This window comes from Mycobacterium nebraskense, from assembly GCF_002102255.1.
Taxonomy (GTDB): Bacteria; Actinomycetota; Actinomycetes; order Mycobacteriales; family Mycobacteriaceae; genus Mycobacterium; species Mycobacterium nebraskense.
This window is the reverse complement of record NZ_LQPH01000123.1, coordinates 1-24,362: the sequence shown is the minus strand read 5'-3', so window position 1 is coordinate 24,362 and position 24,362 is coordinate 1. Positions and strand designations below refer to the sequence as shown.

General features: G+C 64.1%; 19 protein-coding genes, 1 tRNA gene and 2 pseudogenes. 14 read left to right on the top strand and 8 right to left on the bottom strand.

Going from position 1 to position 24,362, the window contains the following annotated elements:
• The first annotated feature begins 273 nt into the window (after positions 1–273).
• Positions 274–347, top strand: a tRNA-Ile gene (locus tag AWC17_RS15135).
• A 301-nt stretch (positions 348–648) separates the two neighbouring features.
• On the opposite strand, the gene AWC17_RS33535 is transcribed toward AWC17_RS15135, so the two are convergent.
• On the bottom strand, positions 649–786 hold the full coding sequence (locus AWC17_RS33535) for a hypothetical protein (protein ID WP_156181255.1): 138 nt from the start codon (positions 784–786) through the stop codon (positions 649–651).
• Here AWC17_RS33535 and AWC17_RS15130 point away from each other — a divergent pair.
• Positions 743–976: an excalibur calcium-binding domain-containing protein gene (locus tag AWC17_RS15130; protein ID WP_414738951.1), complete on the top strand. Its 234-nt coding sequence runs from the start codon at positions 743–745 to the stop codon at positions 974–976. The genes AWC17_RS33535 and AWC17_RS15130 overlap by 44 nt on opposite strands.
• 210 nt (positions 977–1,186) lie before the next feature.
• On the opposite strand, the gene AWC17_RS15125 is transcribed toward AWC17_RS15130, so the two are convergent.
• Positions 1,187–2,827 (bottom strand): RecQ family ATP-dependent DNA helicase, encoded by a 1,641-nt coding sequence (locus AWC17_RS15125; protein ID WP_046182076.1) that lies wholly within the window; start codon positions 2,825–2,827, stop codon positions 1,187–1,189.
• Between the two features lie 524 nt (positions 2,828–3,351).
• On the opposite strand from AWC17_RS15125, the gene AWC17_RS15120 reads away from it, so the two are divergent.
• Positions 3,352–4,089, top strand: a complete 738-nt coding sequence (locus AWC17_RS15120) for a hypothetical protein (protein ID WP_046182054.1) — start codon at positions 3,352–3,354, stop codon at positions 4,087–4,089.
• Between the two features lie 248 nt (positions 4,090–4,337).
• A pseudogene (locus AWC17_RS34015) lies at positions 4,338–4,433 on the top strand (AMP-binding enzyme); the annotation flags it as partial.
• Between the two features lie 306 nt (positions 4,434–4,739).
• Here the strand turns inward: AWC17_RS34015 and AWC17_RS15115 are convergent.
• Complete coding sequence (locus AWC17_RS15115) at positions 4,740–5,567, bottom strand: alpha/beta hydrolase (RefSeq protein ID WP_082122831.1); 828 nt, start codon at positions 5,565–5,567, stop codon at positions 4,740–4,742.
• A gap of 518 nt (positions 5,568–6,085) precedes the next feature.
• Positions 6,086–7,453, bottom strand: coding sequence for a TIGR00366 family protein (locus tag AWC17_RS15110; RefSeq protein WP_046182052.1), 1,368 nt, complete (start codon positions 7,451–7,453; stop codon positions 6,086–6,088).
• Between the two features lie 424 nt (positions 7,454–7,877).
• Between AWC17_RS15110 and AWC17_RS15105 the strand changes: the two genes are divergently transcribed.
• The 8 genes and pseudogenes from AWC17_RS15105 (at position 7,878) to AWC17_RS15075 (ending at position 18,921) form a co-directional block, all read left to right on the top strand.
• A complete protein-coding gene (locus tag AWC17_RS15105) occupies positions 7,878–8,984 on the top strand; it encodes a cytochrome P450 (protein ID WP_141224642.1) in 1,107 nt (368 codons plus the stop codon).
• Positions 8,985–9,032: 48 nt separating this feature from the next.
• Positions 9,033–9,216 (top strand): annotated as a pseudogene (locus AWC17_RS33525) (glycosyltransferase); the annotation flags it as partial.
• Positions 9,217–9,271: 55 nt separating this feature from the next.
• Entirely contained in the window at positions 9,272–10,186 is a 915-nt protein-coding gene (locus AWC17_RS15100; RefSeq protein ID WP_046182050.1) for a TPM domain-containing protein, read from the top strand.
• A gap of 500 nt (positions 10,187–10,686) precedes the next feature.
• Entirely contained in the window at positions 10,687–14,352 is a 3,666-nt protein-coding gene (locus AWC17_RS15095; protein ID WP_046182049.1) for a nitrate reductase subunit alpha, read from the top strand.
• An 11-nt stretch (positions 14,353–14,363) separates the two neighbouring features.
• Entirely contained in the window at positions 14,364–15,959 is a 1,596-nt protein-coding gene (gene narH, locus AWC17_RS15090) for a nitrate reductase subunit beta (protein ID WP_046182075.1), read from the top strand.
• Entirely contained in the window at positions 15,956–16,627 is a 672-nt protein-coding gene (gene narJ, locus AWC17_RS15085; RefSeq protein ID WP_046182048.1) for a nitrate reductase molybdenum cofactor assembly chaperone, read from the top strand. The genes narH and narJ overlap by 4 nt, the downstream gene beginning before the upstream one ends.
• Positions 16,624–17,367, top strand: coding sequence for a respiratory nitrate reductase subunit gamma (narI, locus tag AWC17_RS15080; RefSeq protein WP_046182047.1), 744 nt, complete (start codon positions 16,624–16,626; stop codon positions 17,365–17,367). Before narJ ends, narI begins: the two co-directional genes overlap by 4 nt.
• 111 nt (positions 17,368–17,478) lie before the next feature.
• Entirely contained in the window at positions 17,479–18,921 is a 1,443-nt protein-coding gene (locus AWC17_RS15075; protein ID WP_046182046.1) for a nitrate/nitrite transporter, read from the top strand.
• A 128-nt stretch (positions 18,922–19,049) separates the two neighbouring features.
• Here the strand turns inward: AWC17_RS15075 and AWC17_RS33520 are convergent, their stop codons facing one another.
• The 3 genes from AWC17_RS33520 to AWC17_RS15060 form a co-directional block, all read right to left on the bottom strand.
• Positions 19,050–19,346, bottom strand: a complete 297-nt coding sequence (locus AWC17_RS33520; protein WP_082122830.1) for a hypothetical protein — start codon at positions 19,344–19,346, stop codon at positions 19,050–19,052.
• 27 nt (positions 19,347–19,373) lie between these two features.
• Entirely contained in the window at positions 19,374–19,793 is a 420-nt protein-coding gene (locus AWC17_RS15065; RefSeq protein ID WP_082122829.1) for a heme-binding protein, read from the bottom strand.
• Positions 19,794–19,979: 186 nt separating this feature from the next.
• A complete protein-coding gene (locus AWC17_RS15060; RefSeq protein ID WP_046182045.1) occupies positions 19,980–20,684 on the bottom strand; it encodes a Type 1 glutamine amidotransferase-like domain-containing protein in 705 nt (234 codons plus the stop codon).
• Between the two features lie 120 nt (positions 20,685–20,804).
• Between AWC17_RS15060 and AWC17_RS15055 the strand changes: the two genes are divergently transcribed.
• Positions 20,805–23,378 carry a SpoIIE family protein phosphatase gene (locus tag AWC17_RS15055; RefSeq protein ID WP_046182044.1) on the top strand — a complete coding sequence of 858 codons (2,574 nt, stop codon included), beginning with the start codon at positions 20,805–20,807 and terminating at the stop codon, positions 23,376–23,378.
• Entirely contained in the window at positions 23,378–23,692 is a 315-nt protein-coding gene (locus AWC17_RS15050) for an STAS domain-containing protein (protein ID WP_046182073.1), read from the top strand. The genes AWC17_RS15055 and AWC17_RS15050 overlap by 1 nt, the downstream gene beginning before the upstream one ends.
• Before the next feature lie 14 nt (positions 23,693–23,706).
• Here AWC17_RS15050 and AWC17_RS15045 read toward each other — a convergent pair whose 3' ends face one another.
• The gene (locus tag AWC17_RS15045; protein ID WP_046182043.1) at positions 23,707–24,210 is read right to left on the bottom strand and encodes a DUF2505 domain-containing protein; all 504 of its coding nucleotides are present in this window, start codon (positions 24,208–24,210) and stop codon (positions 23,707–23,709) included.
• Positions 24,211–24,362: the final 152 nt, after the last annotated feature.

The window sequence follows — 24,362 nt, the reverse complement described above, 5'->3', positions numbered from 1 at the left end:
CCACCGCATAGGATCATCAACGCAAGCGAGCGGAACCTATGTCAGACCACTTTTACACCGCTCCTGGGACGCCACCGCTCGGTTGCCGTTGCCGCACAGGGGCCCAGCGGTTGGTAGCAACCACATTGCGCTCTGGGCACCCATCCGGAGTGGACTCGCTCGGCGACCTTACGCACCCTGACAGGCCGAACCTCGTACTGATCTGCCCGGGAACCCGCCCGGCGGACAGTGACGTTGACATTCGGCTACCGTTTCTTACGGAACGATCGCATCGGGGCGGTAGCTCAGTTGGTTAGAGCCGCGGACTCATAATCCGTTGGTCGCGGGTTCGAGCCCCGCCCGCCCCACCGCCCTTCTATGCAGGTAGAAGGCTATTTCCGAGTTAACCAAGAAAAAAAATTTTCGTGGGCGTCAATCGGGCGTTTCCATCGGCAGTCCATCACCAGTCGATTGGTACAAGGAACGCTACAAAATTAGCTGGGTCACCGCCCGTTAGACCTGAGCCCGACCTCGCGCGACTAGGGCATCGGTAGCGATGAGTCGGGTGGGAACTAGCAGCTCTTCGGCTCTTGAGGGTACCTTCGGGTGGCCGCGCGGCGGGAACAGGACCATTGCCCGCTGCCCAGGGGCTTTTGGCACTACTTGTCGTCAGAATTCGCGCTTTAACTTTTTTTCAGCAAGAACTGGCGCTTTCATGCTGATCGGGGTTTTCGTCATGCGTCGTTCCGTTTTCAACCGAGCCATGATGTCGGCAGGTATCGCCGCAGCCATCTGGGGAACCGCCATCAGCACAGCCCCGGTAGGGATGGCAGACCCACCCGACCTCAACTGCACGCAAGTCAACAACGAGGGTGGCTGTGTGTACAAGAACTGCACCGACGCGAAGGCGCACGGCAGGTGCAACATTCCGCGGGGCGATCAGGCTTACTGCCCCTCGCAAGACCGCGATGGTGACGGTCTTGCTTGCGAGTGTTAGAGCTTCGAGCATGCGCGACTGAACGTTCTGATTGAGCGCCAGCCAAGCTCATCATAGATGACCGCGCGCTACAGGTCGCAGGTTTGAATCCTGTTCCCGCTACTAGAGGAAATGGCCCTCGGAGACTTCTCTGGGGGCCACTTTCATGCCGCGGGGATAAGGGTTCTCTTCCGCGTGAGCCAATCTCGTCTGAGTCGAGGCCACTGGTTGCTAGGCATTGCTGACGTTCTCATCGCGCGTCTGCCGCAGGACGGCGGTTTCTCGGATCACCTTCATCGACAGCGTTCGGTAGCCGTATTTCTCGAAAAGCACCGTGACGGTGTCGGCAGTGCCGCCGATAACGACTCCCGGTCCCCACTCGCGGTGCTCGACGGTGGTGTTGACGGGTATTGCCGGCCGTTGTTCATGGGCGGACGCTTCACCAATCTGGTTGTCGCGGCAGCGATCGCAGTTGCCGCACGGTTCGGGCAGCGTCTCGCCGAAATACGCGAGCAGGATCTGCCGACGGCATTCTCGCGTTTCGGCGTAACCCCGCAGCATTTCCACTCGCGTGCGATTGACACGTTCGCTCGTCTCGACCACTTCGACCGCACGGCCCACTGCGGTCGCCTCTGGTTCTCCGGAGGCGGCGAATCCTTTATAGCTCGACGTGACGGCACCGGCCTGGTCGAGGAGGTTCACTGCGGTGGTGAGCCGGCGGCCCCGGACACCGAGTTCGGTTCGCAGGTTTTTGAGCCGCTTGGGTCTGTCAGCCGACAGCGCCGAGTAGACCCGATGCAGCAGTTCTTCGTCGGGGTGATGCGCGGTGAAAAACCGCGCCAGCGATAAGTCTTCGGGTCGATAGAACAGCAGGGCCAGCGCTGCCTCCCCGTCGCGACCGGCGCGGCCGACCTGCTGATAGTAGCTGTCCAGCGAGTCGGGAACCGAGGCGTGCACGACGGCCCGAATATTGGGCTTGTCAATACCCATACCGAAAGCCGATGTGGCGGTGATCATCTCGTACTCGTCGTCGCGAAACCTGCGATGAATCTCGTCGCGCTGCGCCGCCCTCATGCCGCCGTGGTACGCAGCGGCGCTCCTGCCCCGCAGGGCTAGTGCGTCGGCGTAGCTCTCGGCGTCTTTGCGGGTCACGGTGTACACCAGGACCGGTCCCACCATCTCGGCGACCGTTGACACCACGGCAACACGCTTTTCGGCGTCTGACACGTGATGCTCGACCTCTAAGCGCAAGTTCGGCCGGTCGAAGCCGCTGGCGATCACAACGAGATCGCGTAACCCGAGCCGCTCGATGATCTCGCGGCGCACCAGCGGGGACGCGGTCGCCGTCAACGCCGCCACGGGTGGGCGGCCGAGCCGGTCGAACGCGTCGGCGAGCCGCAGATAGTCCGGCCGGAAATCGTGCCCCCACGTAGACACGCAGTGCGCTTCGTCCACCACGATCAGCGACACGTTCGATTCGGCAAGACGCGAGACGACGTCGTCCTTCGAAAGCTGTTCCGGGGAGAGAAAGATGTACTCGACTTCGTGGCGGCGCACGGCCTCCCAACTGCGTGACGTTAGTGTCTGGCTTTGGCGGGAGTTGATGGCGACGGCGGCGGGGCCGTGAGCAGCAAGGATGTGATCGATCTGGTCGCGCTGCAAAGCTATCAACGGCGAGATCACAAGCGTTGCGCCGTCGATCAGGACCGCCGCCACCTGATAGATCGCGGATTTGCCGGCCCCCGTCGGCATCAGCGCGAGCACATCGCGGCGCGCGACGAGCGCCTCCATCGCGTCGAGTTGCTCGGCGCGCAGCGCTTTCCAGCCGAAGACGCGGCGGGCCACATCCTCGAGTTCTGCCCGGCGGGTCACCCGATGCCCACTACCTGCACCGCCATCCGAGACGGCCACACACTCGTCGCCGGCATCAACACCGGCCCCAACAACCACCGCCACTAGTGGACCTTATTAAAGCCAGCCCTCCGTCGACAGACTTCCTAAGCCAAAGAATCCCAAACAACACCCGATGAACGCCTGGTGAGCTTGACCCCGCGCGTCGATCCGGACGACGTGGCTCCTGGTTTACACCGTAAGACCCCGAGGCGGTTGGACTTACCGCTCAGTATGGTGGCCACGGATTTGGACACAGAACACGGTGGAATCGACGCGAACAAGCGCGACGTGGCGAAACAGGTTGGACGGCTTAATGTCGCTGACCTGCAGCTATGAGACCGAGCGTATGGGGAAGACCGCGACGGGTTAGCTCATAACCCAGAGGTCGCAGGTTCGAATCCTGTCCCCGCTACTCACCGAAACGGCCCTCGGAGACATCTCCGGGGCGTTTCATGCCCATTGGGAGCGTGACCGGGAACGCGTCCGGCAGATAGCGTGGCTTCATGACCGCCCTGCTGGACGAGGTGCTCGACGCCCATGGGGGGTTGGAGCGATGGGGGAAGGCAAGGACTGTCCATGCGCGCGTCCGCACGGGAGGGCTGCTGATCCGAACGCGGGTCCCGGGCAACCGCTTCGCGGACTACCGCATCACGGTGCATGTCCAGCAGCCCCTAACAGTCTTCGACCCGTTCCCGCAGGATGGGCAGCGCGGGGTCTTCGAGCGCGGGGCGGCGCGGATCGAAGGGCACGACGGCGAGGTCCTAAGCTCGCGCGCCGATGCACGGGCCGCGTTCTTCGGCCGCTCGGGCCTGCGCCGGAACATTCGCTGGGACCCGCTGGACTCCGTCTACTTCGCCGGCTACGCGATGTGGAACTACCTCACGTTCCCGCACCTCCTGACTCGTGAAGGGGTCGAGGTCAGCGAGGGAGATACATGGTCGGAGCGCGGAGAGACATGGCGGCGCCTTGAGGCGAGCTTTCCGCCGAACATCGACACGCACTCGCCTCACCAGACCTTCTACGTCGATGCCGGTGGTCGCCTACGACGCCACGACTACGTCTCTGAGGTGATCGGCCGCTGGGCGCGGGTCGCTCATCATTGTGCCGACCACGTTCAGGCTGGCGGGCTCCTGTTCCCAACTCGCCGGTGGGTCCACCCGCTCGGTCCTGGCAACCGCTCCGTGCCCTTCCCGACCCTGGTGTCGCTGCAACTCACCGATCTGCGGGTCGAGGCCAAGTAGGTCCTGCCGGTGCGCATCGTTGCTGGTTAGAGCCTGCCAATTCGGCGACGAAGCGGCGGGTCAGCACGGGCGCTACGCCCGTCGGCTTCGTGTGCGCCGGTCGCACATCGATGTCGCCTCAACCACAACGTGAATGCGCCGGCAGGCGGGCGTGTCCAAGGCGCCATGGCATGGTGGAGCGCCGCGATGAGATGCTTCTGGTCGCGGCCCCTGGAGGCGAGTTCGGCTGCGCCGCATACCGTCTGCGAGATGTGGCGGTCATCGGCCTGCCCGATCAGGAGTGGGGCGAGATCACGTGCGCCATCGTCGTCGCCGACCAGAGCGAGGTATCTACCAGACGTATCACACCGGGATCGGCCCGATCAGCATGATGATCTGCTTCGATTTCGACTTCCCACTGGCGAAGAGGTTGGTCACGCTCACCGGGCGTTGGGCGAGTCCGCGTTGTTGGTCGCCGAGGTCAACCGAGGTCCGCGTAACTCTCCCTACACATCTGTCGGCGACATCGCGGGGCCGCTCATGCTCTTCTTCCTCGGTTATCGGATCGTGTGGCAAATCGTCTACTGGCGGCGTACCCGCACTACGCTGGCGTAATCACTTCGGCCGGCTGAAGGCCGAGGACTCCCGGACGCGGCTGGTGGATTGGCCGCTTAATCGAGTGCTCTTTCCAAGACCTCGGCGTAGCGGCCAGGTTCGACTAGGACCGCAGCGTGCCCGAGTTGCCCGAGACTCATAACCTCAGCGCGGCGCCCAAAAAGCTGCTCATACCGCGGAATATCCCGCGCGCTCTGCGTCGGATCGTTCTCGGCGCTCAAAACGATGACCTCACCCGGCCACGCCTGGAACGCGGCTGGATTAACGATCCTCGTGCGGATTACGTCTGCGGCGACGGCGAAGTGCGACACTACGTCGGCCCGGCGCAACTCCTCGCGCACGACGGTCCGGATGACGTCAGACATTTCGGTCGATTCCGGTTGCGGTAGTTGATGGGTCAATCTGGTCAGCCCGAGGGACACCAACTCCTTCAGCATCTTTTCCGGCAGCAAGCGCGCGAGAAGCACGAACAGGCTTTCCGCCGCGAGCCACGGCCGGGCGTAGTCTGCCGGTCCCGAGCTCGACAGAACGAGGCGCTGAACGGCCTGTGGGCGGTGAGCGAGATACGCCTGCGCCAGCATCCCGCCGTACGACTGGCCCACCAGCGCCACGCTGTCAACAGATTCAGTGCGCAACATCTCGTCGAACGAAGTCATGAACTCCGCGACAGATAGGACAGGCGGGTAGTCGGGGGCGATGACGGTATGCCGAGTGGCAAGCCTCTCGAGGAACACCGAGGCCACGGCGGCCCGACGCAGACCGCCCGTCAACCAGAGCACCGCCGTCCCGGCACCGAGTCGGTAGTAGGACCACGGAACTCCTCCGACCACCACCTTTTTGCCATGCTGGCGCGCGAAGTGCTCCATCCGAGCCGAGATGGTCATCGACGGAGTGCCTTAGATTCGCGCGCCAAGAGTGTCTGGATATCGATGGAACGGTGTCGGGCGCAGGTCGTGATCTCTGAAATTCCATTGGTCTTCGCGATGACCGTGGACTCGCAAATCCATTGATGACCAGTCAGTTTCGTCGTCCATTGGGCAACGCCCGGCAAACTAGGCGCCGAGGGCGCAGGGTTACCGGTCATCTTGCGCCTGTCATCGCCCAACGCGGGCCCGCTCGAGAGGTGGCCAACACCTCCAGCAGGTGGTGCAGGTCGTCACGTTATCAGCATGGGCCCCAAGACGCTGCACTCTTGGCTCGGTATGCGTCGTGCTGTGGCTCTGCAACTTTGCCCCACAAGTCATTTGTGCAGCCAGAGGCCAAGGCACTAGCTGGCTTGAAAGTCCACACGTAGGGAATCGCTGATCCTTGATCACGAGCCACACCCACGTCGACGCTGTTGTCCCCGGATCCCGACGGGGGGTCAAGATCGCTCGGTTCATCAGGCTCCCGGCGGTCGGCGTCAGATTACGTAAGGCGCGATCAGCGTGGTGGCACCCAACACCACCAATCCGATCAAGAAGGCGACGATCGTAAAACCCATCACCTGGCGGACATTGAGTTTCGCAATCGCAAGCATGGGCAGCAACCAGAACGGCTGGATCATGTTGGCGACGCCTTCGCCGACGGCGACCGCCATGGAGATCAATCCGAGATAGCCCGGCGAGCGCTGGCCGATCGCCAGCGCCGAGTCGACCGCGATCGGGCCCTGCACGGCCCAGTGCCCGCCGCCCGACGGCACGAACAGGCTGATGACCAGGGAGCCGACGAAGGTCAGGAACGGCAGCGTGTACTGCGTCGCGCCGCCAACCACTGCCTCGGCCAGCAGCGTCTGCAGCGGCTTGGCGCCCTCAATCGCGCGATAACCCAGCAGGCCAACCAGGCCGCCGTACAGCGGATACTGCAGGAGCAGCGGACCAGACACCTTCGCCGCGCCGGTAAATGCGTGGATGAACCGGATCGGTGTGCGGTGCAGCAACGCGCTCGTGACCGTGAACAACATGATCATCGACGAGATGTTCAGTGCGAAACCGCTGATGCAGAAATAAGCAATGCCTGCGGCGAATACGAGGACATTCAGGATCCACAGGTTTTCCAGCCATTCAGCAAACGTCTTCTTGCCCTGGGCCATAACCTCCGGCTGGTCCTCGTCCTCGAACACCGCGGGATCCGGCGCAAGGCTCTGCGCCGGCTCCATACGCCAGATGGCGAGCGCGAGCAGCCCGAGCACGACGAGCACCGACAGCCAGCTGTAGGGCTGGAAGATTGTCAGCTTCAGCGGCACCGTAATTCCGGTTATCTTGTGGATCACGTTGATTGGGCTGCCGTTGTCCGTGTTCGCCAGCGCGATCGACGACGAGAGCCCCTGCGTCCAGACGATGAAGCCCATAAACGCCGCCGCGACGAGGTAGCCGAAATGCGCATCGGTGAAGCGCTTGGCGACTTGCCGCGCGACAAGTGCGCCGGCCACCAGACCGAGGCCCCAGTTCAGCAGGGAGAGGACAGCGCTCACGCTGAAGCAGAGGAGGGCTCCCTGGACCTGGTTCCCCGGCTTGCCGGCGACGGAGACGATGGCGCGCTTGAGGACCGGTGCCTCGGCGAGTGTGTATCCCGTCACGAGGATCAGGACCATCTGGAAGGCGAACGTGAAGATGTTCTGTGATCCCCAGACACCGCCATACCACGCCTTGAGCATGCCGCTGGGGGAGGCGCCCTTCACCAAAATTGCGACCAGCGTGGCGACGATGACGGTGAGGATGACGGCGAAAAGATAAGGGTCCGGCATCAATCGTTCGACATACCGGACACACAGCGCGGTGAGGGACTGCATCACACCGCGGCGTATGGGTTTGTTTTCTACGTCTGATGGCCTTAGCTGTTCGGGCTCGGCCTCTGGTGCCGTGCTCGCGGCCGTTGCGTCTATGCCGCTCGCCTCAGGGTCCTCGCTTGCGGCCTTCGGGTCTCCGCTCGTCTTCATTGACCTACCCTCGCTAGCTGTCCCAACGTTTGCCACAACCGCACCAAATCTGGTCGAAACGGGCTGATCTGGGTCAGATCACAAGAGCAAAGATCCCATGCTCGCGGGATCGAGCCGCACCCGCCCTACCGAGAACCCCGTATAGGGCTTCTGGCCGGCGGCCGTTGCGACGCCGTGTGGCAGATCTTGCGGATAAACTGGCGGCGTCGGAGTTCCAGGTGGCGCCGTTGATGCTTGGTTCGCAGCGACCGCCGATCGTGAAAGTCGGTGGTGTGCGTTGATCGGGTCTGGTGGCGAGGCCGCTTCCGCCGCGCTAGAAGTCATACGGTCGGACGAGGAAGCAGCCGCGGGTTTTCGGGAGTGGCTGGCTGCTGCAGAGCAGGCCGGTCAGAGAGTGCTTCGGCAGCCGGACGGCACCTACGCTCTATGGCGGCGCGACGACGTCCTCGCCGCCGTTCGTGATGGCGAACTTTTCGCCAGCAGCCAAGGCGAATTGATGCCCGGCAATCCGCCCTTCGGGCCTTACCGGAAAATTATGGTCGAGCTGCTGTTCACTCCAGGAAATTCGCGGGAAATGCTGAAGCCCGTGCGTGAGATCATCGAAAACTGCGTCGGCGCCGTCGCGACGAAACTGGACCGCTGCGACGGTGCCGGCGTCGCTGAAGTTGTTTGGCGCGCTGCATTCGTCACAGTCTGCGGGCTGCCGACGGACCTCGCTCCCGACGCGGTCGACGCGCAGCTGGTGGGGGCGATCCGCCGAGCGCCGCAGGGTGGTCCCGACGTGATCAGCCGCCTCGCCGCCGAACCGCTCACCGACCAGGAAGTGCTGGGACTGATGGCGTCGGTGGGCCGCGGTTTGATTTTCACGGCGTTCGCCATCAGGGCTGGACTGGCGATGCTGGCGCGGAAGCCGATGCTTCAGCGGGAGCTACGCGAAAATCCAGATCGGCAACGCAGATTCATCGAGGAGCTGCTGCGGCTGGATGGCGGGGCGAAGACCGTTTCACGAATCACGAGTCGCAGCGTGACAATCGGTGAAACGACGATCCCAGCCGGGTCCCATGTTCAGTTGTGTGTCGGATTGGTTCACCGTGACGAGGCTGACGACATGTCGAGTCACAGCATCAAACTAGATGGTCCGCAACGGAATTGGAGTTTCGGGGGAGGGCCGCACCGGTGTCCGGCGTCGCACCTGGTCCGGGATCTGCTGGCCGCATTCTTTGAAGTGTGGCTTGCCGAGATCCCATTCTTCTGGTTCGACTGGAACAGTGGCGATGTCCCCAAAGCGTGGTATCCCAAACCCTACAGCCCTTTGCCGAGTGAGATTTTCGAGGGTTGGTTCCCCCTTCACGTGCCGCTCGAGTGGCGCCAAAGCGGTGACTAATTCTGTCAGCCCGGCCAGCGTGGTGTCGCAAGACGTTGGAAGAGCGCCGTGCCCTATGGCCGCGATCAGTTCGAGGTCGCCAGACGGGTTGAGGTTTCGCACAGCGGAACTCGGCTAACTGCCAAAAAGCTCACCCCGGAAAGGTTGAATTCAGCGTGCTGCAGGCGATGTCAATGGCGTCGTCCGGGGTGCTGATGTGATCGGGCGACGAATGTTAGGCATCCGGTCCTGATGTCGGCCTGCCCCGATGGAGCGCCCCATCTTGATTAACGGCTAAATTATCCCGTATGCGCGGTGTTCGCCTGTTCGGTGTAGCCCTGACGATCCTTACAGCGGGGTTGCTGCTGGCAGCCCCCGCCGGCGCGCAACCGCCGTCCAAGCTCACCGACCACATCACTGACAGCGCCGGGGTGTTGACGGATCCCGGACGAGCCGCGGTCAGCTCGGCCATCGACCGGCTTTACCGCGATCGGCACATCCAACTGTGGGTGGTCTACGTCGATAACTTCTCCAGGTTCAAACCCGACAACTGGGCCGACCGAACCCGCAGCGCCAGCGGATTGGGCGGCCGCGACGTGCTGCTGGCGGTGGCCACGAACACCAAGCTGTACGCGTTAGCGGTGCCGCCGCAGGTGCAGGGCCTCACCGCTGCCGAGTTGAACAGTCTGCGGAGCAACCAAATTGAACCTGCGGTGAGCGCTAAGGACTGGAGCGGTGCCGCGGTCGCCGCGGCTGACGGGTTGGACAAATCGGCCAGCTCGTCAAAGCCGAGCTGGCTGCCGATCGCAATCGGCGTCATGGTCGTCGTGGTCTTGGTCGCCCTGCTTCTCGTGTTCTATCGCGCGCGCCGCCGCGGGCGCGCCGCAAGGCGGGTCGACTCCAGCGATGGACAGGTGAACATTGACGGACGCGATCATTCGTTGGGGCAGGCGTTGTCCACCGCGGACGGGAGATTGCGTCAAATCTCCGACTACGTCGCCAGGCACCGCGACAGCATCGGCGCCGAGGCCCAGACCCGGTTCGAAGAGGCGAGACGGTATTTTGCGGCGGCGCACGGCAAGGAAGCAACAAACGACACGGAAGCGATCGCCTACGCCAATAGGGCTTCGACGCTGGCCGCTCAGGCGCAGACGCTGGCAAATGCCGACGTGCTAGCAGCCCACCGCACGCGACGAGGTCGAGGCACCGCATCTCCTCGATGATCGGCGGTGTAATCACCTTCGCCGACCGTTGAGCGGCAGTTGATTCTGACCCCCACCTCGGCGGGCCGGCACAAGGCGATGATCCGGGCTACTAACCGCGAAATATGGCGATGGTCGTTCTCGGACGGGCAAAGCGGCGTCCGGTTCTCCGGAAACTCAGCGGATCGATGTGGTCGAGGACAACAGCCTCGCGATGGCGTCACCGGGTCGTAGCCCGACGCGCAATACGTGTGTTAACGGCAAGAAAAATTAGTGAGCTCCGCGCTGTGCCGGCCGCGCCGGTTCGCCGCCATCGCGGTGTCACCGATTCGGTCGTCCAGCAGCGCCTTTTCCCGGATTGCGGCAACACGGTGACATCCCTCACGCGCCTGAATATGACCGCGGTGTTAAGGCAAGCGCACACTCGCCCGCGCGCACCGGTGCGAACTTTTGAGCAGCCAAAAAGCTCCCTTACCCTCGGTAAATGACCGCGCGATAGGCGCTGATCGAGAGGAGGCGCCATGGTCGATCTCGGTGCGAATCGCCAGACCGCCGCCGACGCCGTGCTTGGATTCAGCAAATATTTTCATCGCGGCGAGATCTCCCCGGATCGCCGTGCGCTGCACAAGGTCGGTGGCCGGTCGGCGGACGACTTCTACCGGGACCGCTGGGCGCACGACAAGGTCGTCCGCTCCACACACGGCGTCAACTGCACGGGATCGTGCTCGTGGAAGATCTACGTCAAGGACGGCGTCATCACCTGGGAGTCCCAGCAGACCGACTACCCGTCGGTCGGCGCCGACAAGCCGGAGTACGAGCCGCGCGGCTGCCCTCGCGGAGCCTCGTTCTCGTGGTACACGTATTCGCCTGCGCGCGTGCGCTATCCGTACGTGCGCGGCGTTCTATTGCAGTACTATCGCGAGGCCAAGGAGCGACTGAACGATCCCGTCCTGGCGTGGGCTGACATCGTGGATGATCCGGCGAAGGCCGCTCGCTACAAGGCCGCACGCGGTAAAGGCGGGTTCGTTCGGGCCGAATGGTGGGAGGCCGCAGAAATCGCGGCCGCGGCGCACGTGCACACCATCAAGAAGTACGGCCCCGACCGGGTCGCCGGTTTCTCGCCGATACCGGCGATGTCAATGGTCAGCCATGCCGTTGGGGCGCGGTTCATTTCGCTCATCGGCGGTTCGATGCTGTCGTTCTACGACTGGTACGCCGACCTTCCGGTGGCCTCGCCGCAGGTGTTCGGCGACCAGACCGACGTGCCCGAGTCGGCCGACTGGTTCGACGCCGGGTATCTGATCATGTGGGGCTCCAACGTTCCGGTCACCCGGACGCCCGATGCGCACTACATGACGGAGGCGCGCTATCGCGGCCAAAAGGTGATCGTGGTCTCGCCTGACTATGCGGACAACACCAAGTTCGCCGACGAATGGCTGCCGGCGCGGCCGGGAACCGACGCCGCGCTGGCAATGTCGATGGGACACGTGATCCTCAAGGAATTCTTCGTCGACCGGACGACCCCCTACTTCCTCGACTATGTAAAGAAGTACACCGATCTGCCGTTTCTGGTGACACTGGCCGAGCGCGACGGTGTGTGGCTGCCCGGAAAGTTCCTCACCGCAGCCGATCTCGGTGACACAAGCGAAGGCGCCTCGTCCAAGACGGTGCTACTCGACGCGCAGGCGAACCCGGTGGTGCCGAACGGCTCGCTGGGACACCGGTTCACCGCGTCCGGCGAGGGCAAGTGGAACCTCGACCTGCAGGGCGCTGACCCGCTGCTCACGCTGCACGGAACCCACGACGACGTGAGTGCCGTAACGCTGCCGAGGTTCGACGGTGACCGCCCAGGCGTGCTGACGCGAGGGGTGCCGACAAAGATCGTTGCCGGACAACGGGTTACGACGGTGTTCGACCTGTTGCTCGCGCAATACGGAGTCTACCGAGAAGGCCTACCCGGCGACTGGCCGACGGGCTATGACGATCCGTCCGAACCGTATACACCGGCATGGCAGGAGCCGATCACCGGCGTGCCCGCCAAGGCGGCGGAGCGGATAGCGCGCGAATTCGCCGACAACGCGGAACGTTCGCGCGGCCGGTCGATGATCTTGATGGGGGCCGGGACCAATCACTGGTTTCACTCCGACCAGATCTATCGCTCGTTCCTCACGCTGGTGATGCTGACCGGTTGTCAGGGGGTCAACGGCGGCGGCTGGGCGCACTACGTCGGCCAGGAGAAGTGCCGACCGGTTACGGGGTGGTCGACGCTGGCTTTTGGGTTGGATTGGCAGCGGCCGGCTCGGCAGATGCAGGGCACGGTGTTCTGGTACCTGTCGACCGACCAGTGGCGCTACGACCGGTTCACCTCGGAGGTGATGGCGTCCCCGCTGGCCGAGGGGCGGTTTGCCGGCCGAACGGCGGCCGACAACATCGCGTTGGCGAGCCGGCTGGGCTGGATGCCGAGCTATCCGACGTTCAATCGCAATCCGCTGGATCTGGCCGACGAGGCGGCGCGGCTGGGCAAGGACGCGTCGGCGCACGTCGTGGACGGGCTGAGGTCCGGCCATCTGCAGTTCGCCTGCGAGGATCCCGATGCGCCAGAGAACTTTCCGCGCTGCCTGACAGTGTGGCGGTCGAACCTGCTCGGCTCGTCAGCGAAGGGCAACGAGTACTTCCTCAAACACCTGCTGGGCACCGACTCCAATGTCGCCGCGCGCGACGAGGACGCGGTGCGTCCGCAGGAAGTGCGCTGGCGCGATCAGGCGCCGATCGGAAAGCTGGACCTGCTGTTGTCGATCGACTTTCGCAATACCAGCACCACACTGTTTTCCGACATCGTGCTACCCGCGGCCACCTGGTATGAGAAGCACGACCTGTCCAGCACCGACATGCACCCGTTCGTGCACGCGTTCTCGCCGGCGATCTCACCACCGTGGGAGACGAAGACCGACTTCGAGGCCTTCCACCGGATCGCGCGCGGGTTCTCCTGGCTGGCCGAAAAGCACCTCGGCAAGCGCAAAGACATCGTCGCGGTGCCGCTGCAGCATGACAGCGCCGACGCCACCGCTCAGCCCGGCGGACTCGTACTGGACTGGAAAGCCGGTGAGTGCGAGCCGATTCCGGGCAAGACCATGCCACGGCTGGTCGTCGTCGAGCGGGACTATCCGGCGGTCGGTGACAAGATGGCGGCGCTCGGGCCGATGGTGGAAACGGTTGGCCTCACGACCAAGGGCGTGACGACACATCCCGACGCGGAAGTCGCGTACCTGCGGGGCGTCAACGGTGCGGTGGTCAGCGGTATGGCGGCTGGCCGCCCGTCACTAGCCAAGGACATTCACGCCGCGGAGGCGATCCTGGCGCTGTCCGGAACAACGAACGGACGGCTTGCGGTGGAGGGGTTCGAGGCGCTGCAACGCCGCACCGGCACGGAGCTGGCCGACCTGGCCAAAGAGAACGAGGGCAGACGAATCACGTTCGCCGACACCCAGTCCCGGCCGGTACCGGTAAACACCTCGCCCGAGTGGTCCGGTTCGGAGACCGGCGGGCGTCGGTACTCACCGTTCACGATCAACACCGAACGGCTCAAGCCGTGGCACACACTGACGGGACGTCAGCACTTTTACCTCGATCACGACTGGATGGGTGAACTCGGGGAGCAGTTGCCGATTTTCCGCCCGCCGCTTGACATGACGGCGCTGTTCGACGAGCCGGTGGTCGGCGATACCAGCGGCGGGATCACCGTGCGGTATCTGACACCGCATTCCAAGTGGTCCATCCATTCCGCGTATCAGGACAACCTGTACATGCTCACGCTTTCCCGCGGTGGACAGGCGATTTGGATATCGGATGTGGATGCGGCGAAGATCGGCGTCAAGGACAACGAGTGGATCGAATGCACGAACCGCAACGGTGTGGTGAATGCGCGCGCGATCGTCAGCCACCGGATGCCCGAGGGCTTGGTGTTCATGTACCACGCGCAAGACAAGGCGGTGGATGTGCCCCGGACCGAGAAGACAGGGAAGCGCGGCGGTATCCATAACGCGCTCACCCGGATCATGATCAAGCCGTCACACCTGATCGGGGGCTACGCCCAACAGTCGTTCGCGCTGAACTACCACGGTCCCACCGGAAACCAGCGCGACGAGGTCACCACGATCAGGCGGCGCTCGCAAGAAGTGGAGTACTGACGATGAAAGTCATGGCTCAGCTCGCGATGGTGATGAACCTCGACAAGTGCATTGGGTGTCACACCTGCAGCGTCACGTGCAAGCAGGCCTGGACGAACCGCGGCGGTGTGGAGTACGTCTGGTTCAACAACGTGGAAACCCGTCCTGGACAGGGATATCCGCGCGGCTACCAAGACCAGGAAAAGTGGAAGGGCGGCTGGACGCTCAACAAGCGGGGGAGGTTGACACTCAAGTCGGGGTCGAGGTTGCGCAGGCTCCTTAATATCTTCGCGAACCCGGACCTGCCGACGGTGTCGGACTACTACGACCCGTGGACCTACGACTACGAGAACCTGCTGTCCGCGCCGGCGATGGATACCACACCGGTGGCCCGTCCCAAGTCGCTGATCACCGGTGAAGACACCAAGGTGACCTGGGGTGCCAACTGGGACGACGACCTCGGTGGGGGGCCCGAGCAGATCGGCCGTGATCCACTGCTGGCCAAGGTGTCCGACAAAGTGAAGCTTGAATTCGAGCAGACCTTCATGTTCTACCTACCGCGCATCTGCGAGCATTGCCTGAACCCCTCGTGCGCGGCGTCGTGCCCGTCCGGCGCGATCTACAAGCGCAGCGAGGACGGCATCGTGCTGGTCGATCAGGACCGGTGTCGCGGCTGGCGGCAGTGTGTCACCGGCTGCCCGTACAAGAAGATCTACTTCAACCACAAAACCGGCAAGGCTGAAAAGTGCACGTTCTGCTACCCGCGCGTCGAGGTGGGCATTCCGACCGTGTGCTCGGAGACCTGCGTCGGCCGGTTGCGCTACATCGGAGTGCTGCTCTACGACGCCGATGCGGTAGCGGCCGCGGCGTCGGTGCAAGACGAAAAGGACCTCTATCCCGCACAACTCGGCGTGTTCCTCAACCCGCACGATCCCCGGGTGGTCGCCGAGGCCGAGCGCGCCGGCATCTCCGGTGAATGGATCCAGGCCGCTCAGAATTCACCGGTCTACCGCCTCATCGTCGACTACCAGGTCGCGCTGCCGCTGCATCCGGAGTACCGGACGATGCCGATGGTCTGGTATGTGCCGCCGCTGTCCCCAGTCGTTGACGTGCTCGCCGAAACCGGGCATGACGGCGAGAACCGCAACAACCTGTTCGGGGCTATCGACGCGTTGCGCATCCCGATCGAGTATCTGGCCGAGCTGTTTACCGCGGGCGACGTCGGGCCGGTTCGTGCTGCGCTGCAACGGCTTGCGGCGATGCGCTCCTACATGCGCGCTGCGAACCTGGGCGAGGAATTCGACGACACGATCCCGGAGTCGGTGCGGTTGAGGGGCGAGGAGATTGAATCCATGTACCGGTTGCTGGCGATCGCCAAGTACGCCGACCGTTACGTGATTCCCAACGGGGCAGGATCAGACGCGCATCGCCTCGACGCGCTCGCGACCGGGTGCAGTCTGGATAACGACGGCGGCCCCGGGATGACGGCGTTCGACGCGATGGCCGATAAGTTCCATCTCACCGACGGCAAAGGCAGCAACGGCAATGGCGGCAACGGTGAGCCGGCGCGGGTCAACCTGCTCAACTGGGACGGCAGAAGCACCGATGGGTTGGTGCCGACCAAGTGAAGATGCTGACCCTCACCCGTAAGCCGGCAAATGCCGCCGGGCTATCCGAGCGCGACCAGCGTCTGCTGTGGCGCATCGCCGCGCTGCTGCTGGACTACCCGGGTGCGCCTACGCTAGCGATGACCGACCAACTGATCGCGGCTGCCGGGGAATTGCCTGATTCGGTGCGCGAGCCGCTACTGCACATCCTGCATGAGTTCCGCACCGCGGACCCATTGCAGCTCGCCGTGCGGTATGTCGAAACCTTCGACATGCGTCGGCGCGCCAGCCTGCACCTGACGTACTACGCGTACGGAGACACCCGAAAGCGGGGCATGGCGCTGCTGCGCTTCAAGCACGCCTACCGTCAGGCGGGAATGCAGCTCGGCGACAACGAGCTTCCCGACTTCCTGCCCCTGGTACTCGAATTCGCCGCGACGATCGATCCGCTGCAGGGGGAGCGACTGCTCGGCGAGCACGTCCCGGTCCTCGAACTCCTGCGACTATCCCTGGCGGACAGCGGTTCCGCGTACGCCTCAGTCTTGACGGCGATCCTCGCCACGCTGCCGCCGATCAGCACCGCCGATCGGCGCCGCATCGCTGATCTCGCCGCGCAGGGTCCGCCCGAGGAAGAGGTCGGAATGGAGCCGTTCGCGATGGATCCGCTGATGTCGGGCGGTCGGCGATGAACACCCTGCTCTGGATGACGATTCCGTATGTCGCCTTGACGTCGTTTGTGCTTGGCCATGTCTGGCGCTACCGCAACGATCAGTTCGGTTGGACCACAAGGTCTTCGCAGAGCCACGAGAGCCGGCTGCTGCGAATGGGCAGCCCGCTCTTTCATTTCGGGCTGCTCGGTGTGTTCGGGGGTCACGTCGTCGGTCTGCTTATTCCCGAATCGTGGACTTCGGCCGCCGGAATCTCCGAGTTCGTTTACCACCTGATGGCCGTCGTGATGGGCTCGCTTGCGGGTTTCGGAGTCATAACCGGACTCGGAATCCTGTTGTACCGGCGCATCACAGTGCGGGCCGTCCGCCAGGCGACTACCCGCAGCGACAAGCTGATGTACCTGCTGCTGGTGGGCGCGCTGGTGACCGGGATGCTCAACACTTTGACCAATGTCTTCGCCACCTATAACTACCGCGAGACGGTGTCACCATGGTTCCGCAGCCTGTTTTCGCTGCACCCGGCGATGGAGCTAATGACGCGTGCGCCGTGGACATTTCAAGTCCATGCGCTGATTGTCCTCGCACTGTTTGGCATTTGGCCGTACACGCGGCTGGTGCATATGTTCAGTGCACCGGTCGGATACCTGACGCGCCCGTACTTGGTTTATCGCAGCCGCGACCCGCAGAAGGCCTCCGGCAATCGATATGCAAAGGCCTGGGTCGCACCCGAAGCGCTGCCCGCGCGTAGCCGCTGGGTATGAGGCGATTCCATATCTAACTCACAGCCACGCAGGCCCTCTTTGTGAACAGCTTGTAGCAAGTAGGTCATCGCGGGCAGCGTTGCCGCAACAACACTTTCGTACGGTGGTCGCATGCCATTAATGACGCGCCAACGCAGCATCGATGACTGGGACCCCGAAGACGTCGACGCCTGGAACAACGGCGGTGCGAAGATCGCGCGGCGCAACCTCATCTGGTCCATCTTCGCGGAGCACGTCGGGTTTTCAGTCTGGTCGATCTGGTCGGTGATGGTCCTTTTCATGCCGCAGAACATCTACCACATCGATGTCGCCGGAAAGTTTTTTCTCGTCGCGATGCCGACGTTGGTCGGAGCGATCCTGCGCCTGCCCTACACGTTCGCGACGGCGACGTTCGGTGGCCGCAACTGGACAGTGTTCTCCGCGCTGGTGCTGGTGATCCCAACAGTGTTGACGCTGTATTTCATGGCACACCCCGGCACGTCCTACACAACGTTCATGATCGTGGCGGCGATCGCCGGCTTCGGCGGAGGCAACTTCGCGTCGTCGATGACCAACATCAACGCGTTCTATCCGCAGCGGCTCAAGGGATGGGCGCTGGGCCTCAATGCCGGTGGTGGAAACATCGGCGTCGCGATGATCCAGGTCGTCGGGCTGTTGGTAATCGCAACGGCGGGCAACCGTTCCCCGCACTGGGTGTGCGCGGTGTATCTGGTACTCCTGTCGGTCGCCGCGGTCGGCGCCGCACTGTTCATGGACAATCTGACCAACCAGCGCACTAATGGCCGCTCGATGATCGACGTGATGGCATATCGCGACTCGTGGCTGATCGCGCTGCTGTATATCGGTACGTTCGGGTCGTTCATCGGCTTTTCCTTCGCGTTCGGCCAAGTTCTTCAAATAAGCTTCCTGGCCAACCTCAGTAATGGCGCCAAGGTAACCCCGGCGATGACGGCCCAGGCGGCGCTACACGCCGCGCAGATCGCGTTCATCGGACCTCTGCTGGGCTCGATCGCGCGGCCGGTCGGCGGTTGGCTATCCGACCGCGTCGGTGGCAGCAGGGTCACGCTGTACATGTTTGCCGCAATGATCGCCGCGGCCGGCTGGCTTGTGGTGTTCGGCGGTATGGGCGACGCCAAGCATCGCGCCCCGTCGGGCGGCATCCTGGCCGCCTATGTGGTCGGATTCGTAGTGCTTTTCATCCTGTCGGGAATCGCAAATGGGTCGGTCTACAAGATGATCCCGTCGATCTTCGCCGCGAAGGCACAGAGCATGGACGGCCTTAGCCGGGCCGAGAAGACCGACTGGTCGCGTCGGATGTCGGGTGCGCTAATCGGGATCGCCGGGTCCATCGGGGCACTCGGCGGGGTCGGCATCAACCTGATGCTGCGGGCGTCGTACCTGTCGCCGGCCAAGTCGGCGACGATGGCGTTCTGGGTCTTTCTTGCCTTCTACGTGTTGTGCGCGGTGATCACGTGGTTCGCGTACGTGCGCACGCCGGGCACGGCGCCCGCTGCGAAGACCGCGACGGCCGCAGAAGCGCTGGCATCGGCGTAGATTTCGCCTGCGAACCGGCCGGATTCAACAGGGCTGCTGGCCCTGCGAAAGGTATGGCAACAGGGCATCGACGCTGGCCGCTCAGGCAAACGCTGGCCAACGCCGACGTGCTAGCAGCGCACCGTATTTCAGAAGCACCCGCTTACATGAACTCGCCGGCCGCCTCCGACGCAGACATTTACCGGGGGCGGCGGGGGCGGAAAGTCCTGTGGCAGTGGCGCATACGCGTCCGGCGGCGGGACATTGGCGTTGACCGTGTCGGCAATGTTGGTGCACCCGCTCACTGAAACACGCCTGCCAACGCTTGCGCAGACGTCCGCGTTGGCCACACTGGAGGGCTGCACGACGGCATACATCTCAGGAATCGCAGCCAGGGTCATTGCTACTAGCCCCCCTGCGGCCCAAGACCGTACCCGGACACTCATCGGGATCTCCTTATTCTGACCGGTCGCTCAAGGAGTCGCGCCGGCCTGCCCGACCAGCGGTGTCCACTGGCAACGCTGCCTGATGTCAGCCAGTGGCTGACGGATGTTCTCAAGGTCGGCTTGCTCCTGCGGGTTGGCGTTGAAGTACTGCTGCACGTCGTCGCGAATCTGATCTTTGGGTCGATCCTGCAGGTCGGTGTAGAACCCGTTGAGGTCCGGATGGGTGAACAGGTAGGTCGAGAGCGCCGCCGCCACACCAGCCGCGACGCCGGCGACGTCCGCTGCTGTGCAGTTGGCGGGCCGAGGAGGCGGATCCGCCGCGGCGGTCGCCGCGGTCGCACATAGAAGCGTGCCGGTAACGGCGCCAGCACCGATTGCCCCGACCAGTAGCCGGCGCGGGATCAGATTTGCGAGGAACGTAACGCTGAGTCGAGGTGCAGTTGGCATGGTGTTAACTCTGAACACGGACCGACGTTCGTTACTCGGGCCAAAAGTCACTACTACAACGGCCAACCGTCACCACGATGGCGATCTTGCTCTGCCCAGCGCGGCTTTTGGACGTAGGTTGGCGGTACGGGCGCATGGCATAGAAGCCGGAGCAAGGGGGCGAACTTCGGTGCAGGACAAGAGAACTCAGCTGTCGTCTTTGGCGCGCAACAGTGAGTGCACGGCGTGACTGCCCTCGAAAACGAATCTGTGCGCTGGACGGCGCAGGGGCTCGATGGTGGTATTCGCGTGCACGATGACTCCGCCGCCAGAGGGGATTCCGAGACCGGTGGCCGCACCCTGCAGCGATTCAATCGTCCGCGTTAGCCGCGCCCACTCGGCTCGCTCGTCGTGCGTGTCGATGACCATGGGGACGAGGTTGAATACGTCGAACAGCTCGGGCACGCCGGATTCCGGCGTCTCGACGATTCCATAGCTTCCGAGCTGGACCGCTCCGGCCGAAATACCTACTAGGACCGCCCCTTGGGCATACCGGCTCAAAATCACGTCCTTCATGCCGGATTCCTCGAACGTCTTCCAGCCGAGACGCACATCGCCGCCCGCGAGGACGATCAACTGGGCACCCTCCAGGAAGGCGCGATCGGCCCAGCCGAACGACGAACCGATCATGCGGCGATCGGTGATCCCAACGGCATCCACAGCCGCCTCGAAGATTTCGTAGAACTCTGGACGATCCCCATTGGATGCACCGATATAGGCCGCGCTCAGCGGGGTGTCTCGCGCCAATCCATCGAGGGCCGCCTCCAGGAGCAGTCGGTCCGGCCCCCGCCAGAACAGCAGCTGACTGTCCGCCAATAGATAGAGCGGCTGAAGTTGTGTCGCAGTAGTCATGGACGGCCATCGTCGGTGGGGCGATTCAATACAAAGGTCGAGATCGAGTAAACCCTCACGTCCAGCCCCGAAGATCACCGCCACCGTGGCTCGCGACGCTGAACGGCTACGTTTGTAGCTATGGGCAACGAAGGGGGAGGTGGATCGGCGTTCACCTGGCAGGGCCGACGCGAGCTGGTGAGCCAGATACATGAGCAGCTCGACGAGCTGGTGGAAGCTCGCGACCAGATGGAACAACTGGTGCGGGTCATCAGCGAGATCGGTTCCGATCTCGACCTGGGCGTGACGCTGCACCGAATCGTCAAGGGCGCGATGGAGCTGACTGGCTCCCGGTACGCCGCCTTGGGCATCCGCGCTCCCGACGGCACCCTGGCCTCTTTCGTCCACGCGGGGATGGACGTCGGCACGGCGCGGCGGCTCGGCGATCTGCCGGTGGGCGAGGGCCTCCGCCTCGACGATGTGAGTGCTCACGCGCGGGCCGGCGCGCTGCAGGGAAACGATCCGCCTATCCGCGCGCTGCTCGGATTAGCGATCACGGTGCGGGGAGCGGACTTTGGGAGCCTCTACCTTGCGGACGACCGGCCCGGCCGAGTGTTCTCCGACTCCCAGGCGGCCGCCGTGCGGGCCTTGGCGACGGCCGCGGCGGCCGCCATCGACAACGCGCGGCTGTTCGAGCGGGAACGTGAAACGGCGAGATGGACGAAGGCCAGCCGCGAGATCACCACCGCGCTGCTGTCGGGCGACCCCCAGACCGGGCCGTTGCAGCTCATCGTGAACCGGGCGCTGGAGCTGGCCGGCGCCGAACAGGCGATTTTGCTGGTCCCGAAGGAGTCTGATCTGCCCGCTGACGAGGTCGACACCCTCGTCGTGGCCGCCACGGCGGGGCGGTACTCCTCGGAGGTGATCGGTCGCCAGGTCCCAATGGACGGCTCCACCACGGGCGGTGTCGCGCGGCGCGGCCTACCGCTGATCACCGACTCCTTCCAATATCCGATCGAGGGTTTCACCGACGTCGGTGAGCGCTCCGCGATCGTCATGCCGCTGATCGCGGACGGCGCGGTGCTCGGCGTGATCGCGGTCGCCCGCGACCCCCAGCAGTCGCCATTCGGCAACGATTACCTCGAGCTCGTGAGCGACTTCGCCCGGCACGCGGCTATCGCCCTGGCGTTGGCGGCGGGTCGCGAACACGCCCTGAACCAGGAACTTGCCCAGGCGGACACCGTCGACGACGCGGTGAGCGCCGCCGCCGAGGAATTGCGCCGACTGTGGCGGGCCCGCCGCGTCCTGGCCGTCACCTTCCCGACCCACAGTTACTCCAACGAAACCGCCTATGGCGCACCGCAAGTCGTGTCGGTCGGCGAACCCGCGGAGTGGGGCGATCTGCCGTCCCATACCCAACAGATGCTCAGCTCGCTGCGCGACGGCGACCTACTCAGCCCCGGCACGGGGGAAGCCGGGACGGCAGGCATCGCACTGCAGCATCCCGAGGGGGTGCTCGTCGTCTGGATCGACCTGGCCGAGCGGCGGCCGTTCACCCTTGAGGACCAGACCTTGCTCACGGTGCTGGCGGGCCGCCTGGGTCAGGGCCTGCAGCGGGTCCATCAGGTTGACCAGCAACGCGAAACCGCCCTGGCGCTGCAACACGCGATCCTCGGCCCCGCTGATCTGCCGCACGGGTTCGCGGTGCGCTATCAGGCCGCCAGCCGGCCCCTGCAGGTGGGCGGTGACTGGTACGACGTCTTCGACCTGGACGACGGGCGCATCGCAATGGTCGTCGGCGACTGCGTGGGTCATGGCCTCGCCGCTGCCACCGTGATGGGGCAGGTGCGCAGCGCCTGCCGCGCGTTGCTGTTCGACAACCCCAGCCCCGCGACCGCTCTCACCGGGATGGATCGCTTCGCCGCGCGGCTGCCCGGTGCTCAATGCACCACCGCCGTATGCGCGGTGCTCAACCCCGAGACCGGTGACCTGGTGTATTCCAGTGCCGGGCACCCGCCGCCCATCCTGGTCCACGCGGACGGCACCACCCAGATGCTCGACGACGGCCACACCATCGCGTTGGGCATACGACCCGACTGGTCCCGTCCGGAGGGCCGGGTGACCTTGCCGGCCCGCGCGACCCTGCTGCTCTACACGGACGGGTTGGTCGAACGTCGCCGCATCGCACTGGGGCAGGGCATTTCCCGCGCCGCCACGCTCGTGCAGGACGGCCGCGCGTCCACGCTCAATGACTTGGCCAACCACATCATGTCCAGCCTGGCCCCCAGCGGCGGCTATCAGGACGACGTAGTCCTCCTGCTTTATCGCCACCCCGCGCCGCTGGAGCTGACGTTCCCCGCCGACGTCAGCCACCTCGCCCCCGCCCGAACGGCGTTGCGCACCTGGCTGACTCGGACCCGGCTGGACCCAGAGCAGGCGATGAACGTGCTCGTCGCCGCCGGGGAAGCCGTCGCCAACGCCATCGAGCACGGTCACCGCGACCAGCCGGAAGGCACCATAAGTCTGGGCGCGACCGCACTGGTCGACCAGGTGCAGTTGACCATCACCGACACCGGCTCGTGGAAGCCTCCGCAACCCGCTAGCTATCCCCACCGCGGCCGGGGTATCGCTCTCATGCGAGGGCTCATGCACGACGTCATCATCAACCCCGACGCCGCCGGAACCACGGTTCACCTATCCGCGAGGATCACATGATGCCCACGTCGCTCACCCTCGACACCGCGCGCCGCGACGACGGGAAACTGATGCTGATCGCCGCGGGGGAGATCGACCTGAGCAACATCGACGCCTTCGTCCAAGCCCTCACCAGCGCCAGCGGCGAGGCCGCCGGCGGCGGGCCGCTCACCGTCGACCTCAGTGGCGTCGAGTATCTCGATAGCGCCGCCATCAATGCTCTGTTCACCCACGCCAACCACATCCACCTGATCGCCCATCCGATCCTGATGCCGATCCTGACCATCAGCGGCCTGACCGAACTGGTTGGAGTCGAGCCCGCAGCGGAAAACTGACGAACCGGCCCCGATTAGGGGTTTTCGGCGATCCAGGTAGAGGTGAAGCGCTGCAAGGCAGGGATACTCTCAGCCAAGTCGGCTTCCATCGACTTCTCGAGTTTGCGCCCCACCAACGGGATTTTCACCGCCACCTGCACGGCGAAGCGCAGTCGCGCGCCGTTGCCCGTCGGCGCCATCCAGGCTTCCGCTAGGCCTGATCCCACCCCGCCGGAAGTCACGACCCTGATCTGCCCGCGGACCTCGCCGTCGTCGGCCGGTTGCCACGTCTCGCTGTGGACGATCTTCAGCTCACCGGGGACGGCTTTGGCGATGAGCGTGGGCAATATCTGCCGGGCCACATATTGGGTGGCGCGCATTGTCACCGTGCCGTCGGGGTCAACCACCAGTGAATCCAGCGTCGTGGGGGCGTTGCTGGCCTTGAGGCGGGCCAGCCAATAGTCCTCGCGGCCGAACGTCGTGTGGATTTGCTCGACGGTGGCGGGCGACTCGATCAGGATGTCGAAGGAACGCGACATGGCACCGATTCTTCCAAAGGAGCGGCAACTTGGCTGCGACTCCCGCCACACTCCCGCCCGATGTTTCGAACGTACGTACTGCTTATCTGCTTAAGTGGACTAGCGGCCTAGAATTCTCCAAATATGTTGCTAGGCAAGGCTTCTAAAGCAAA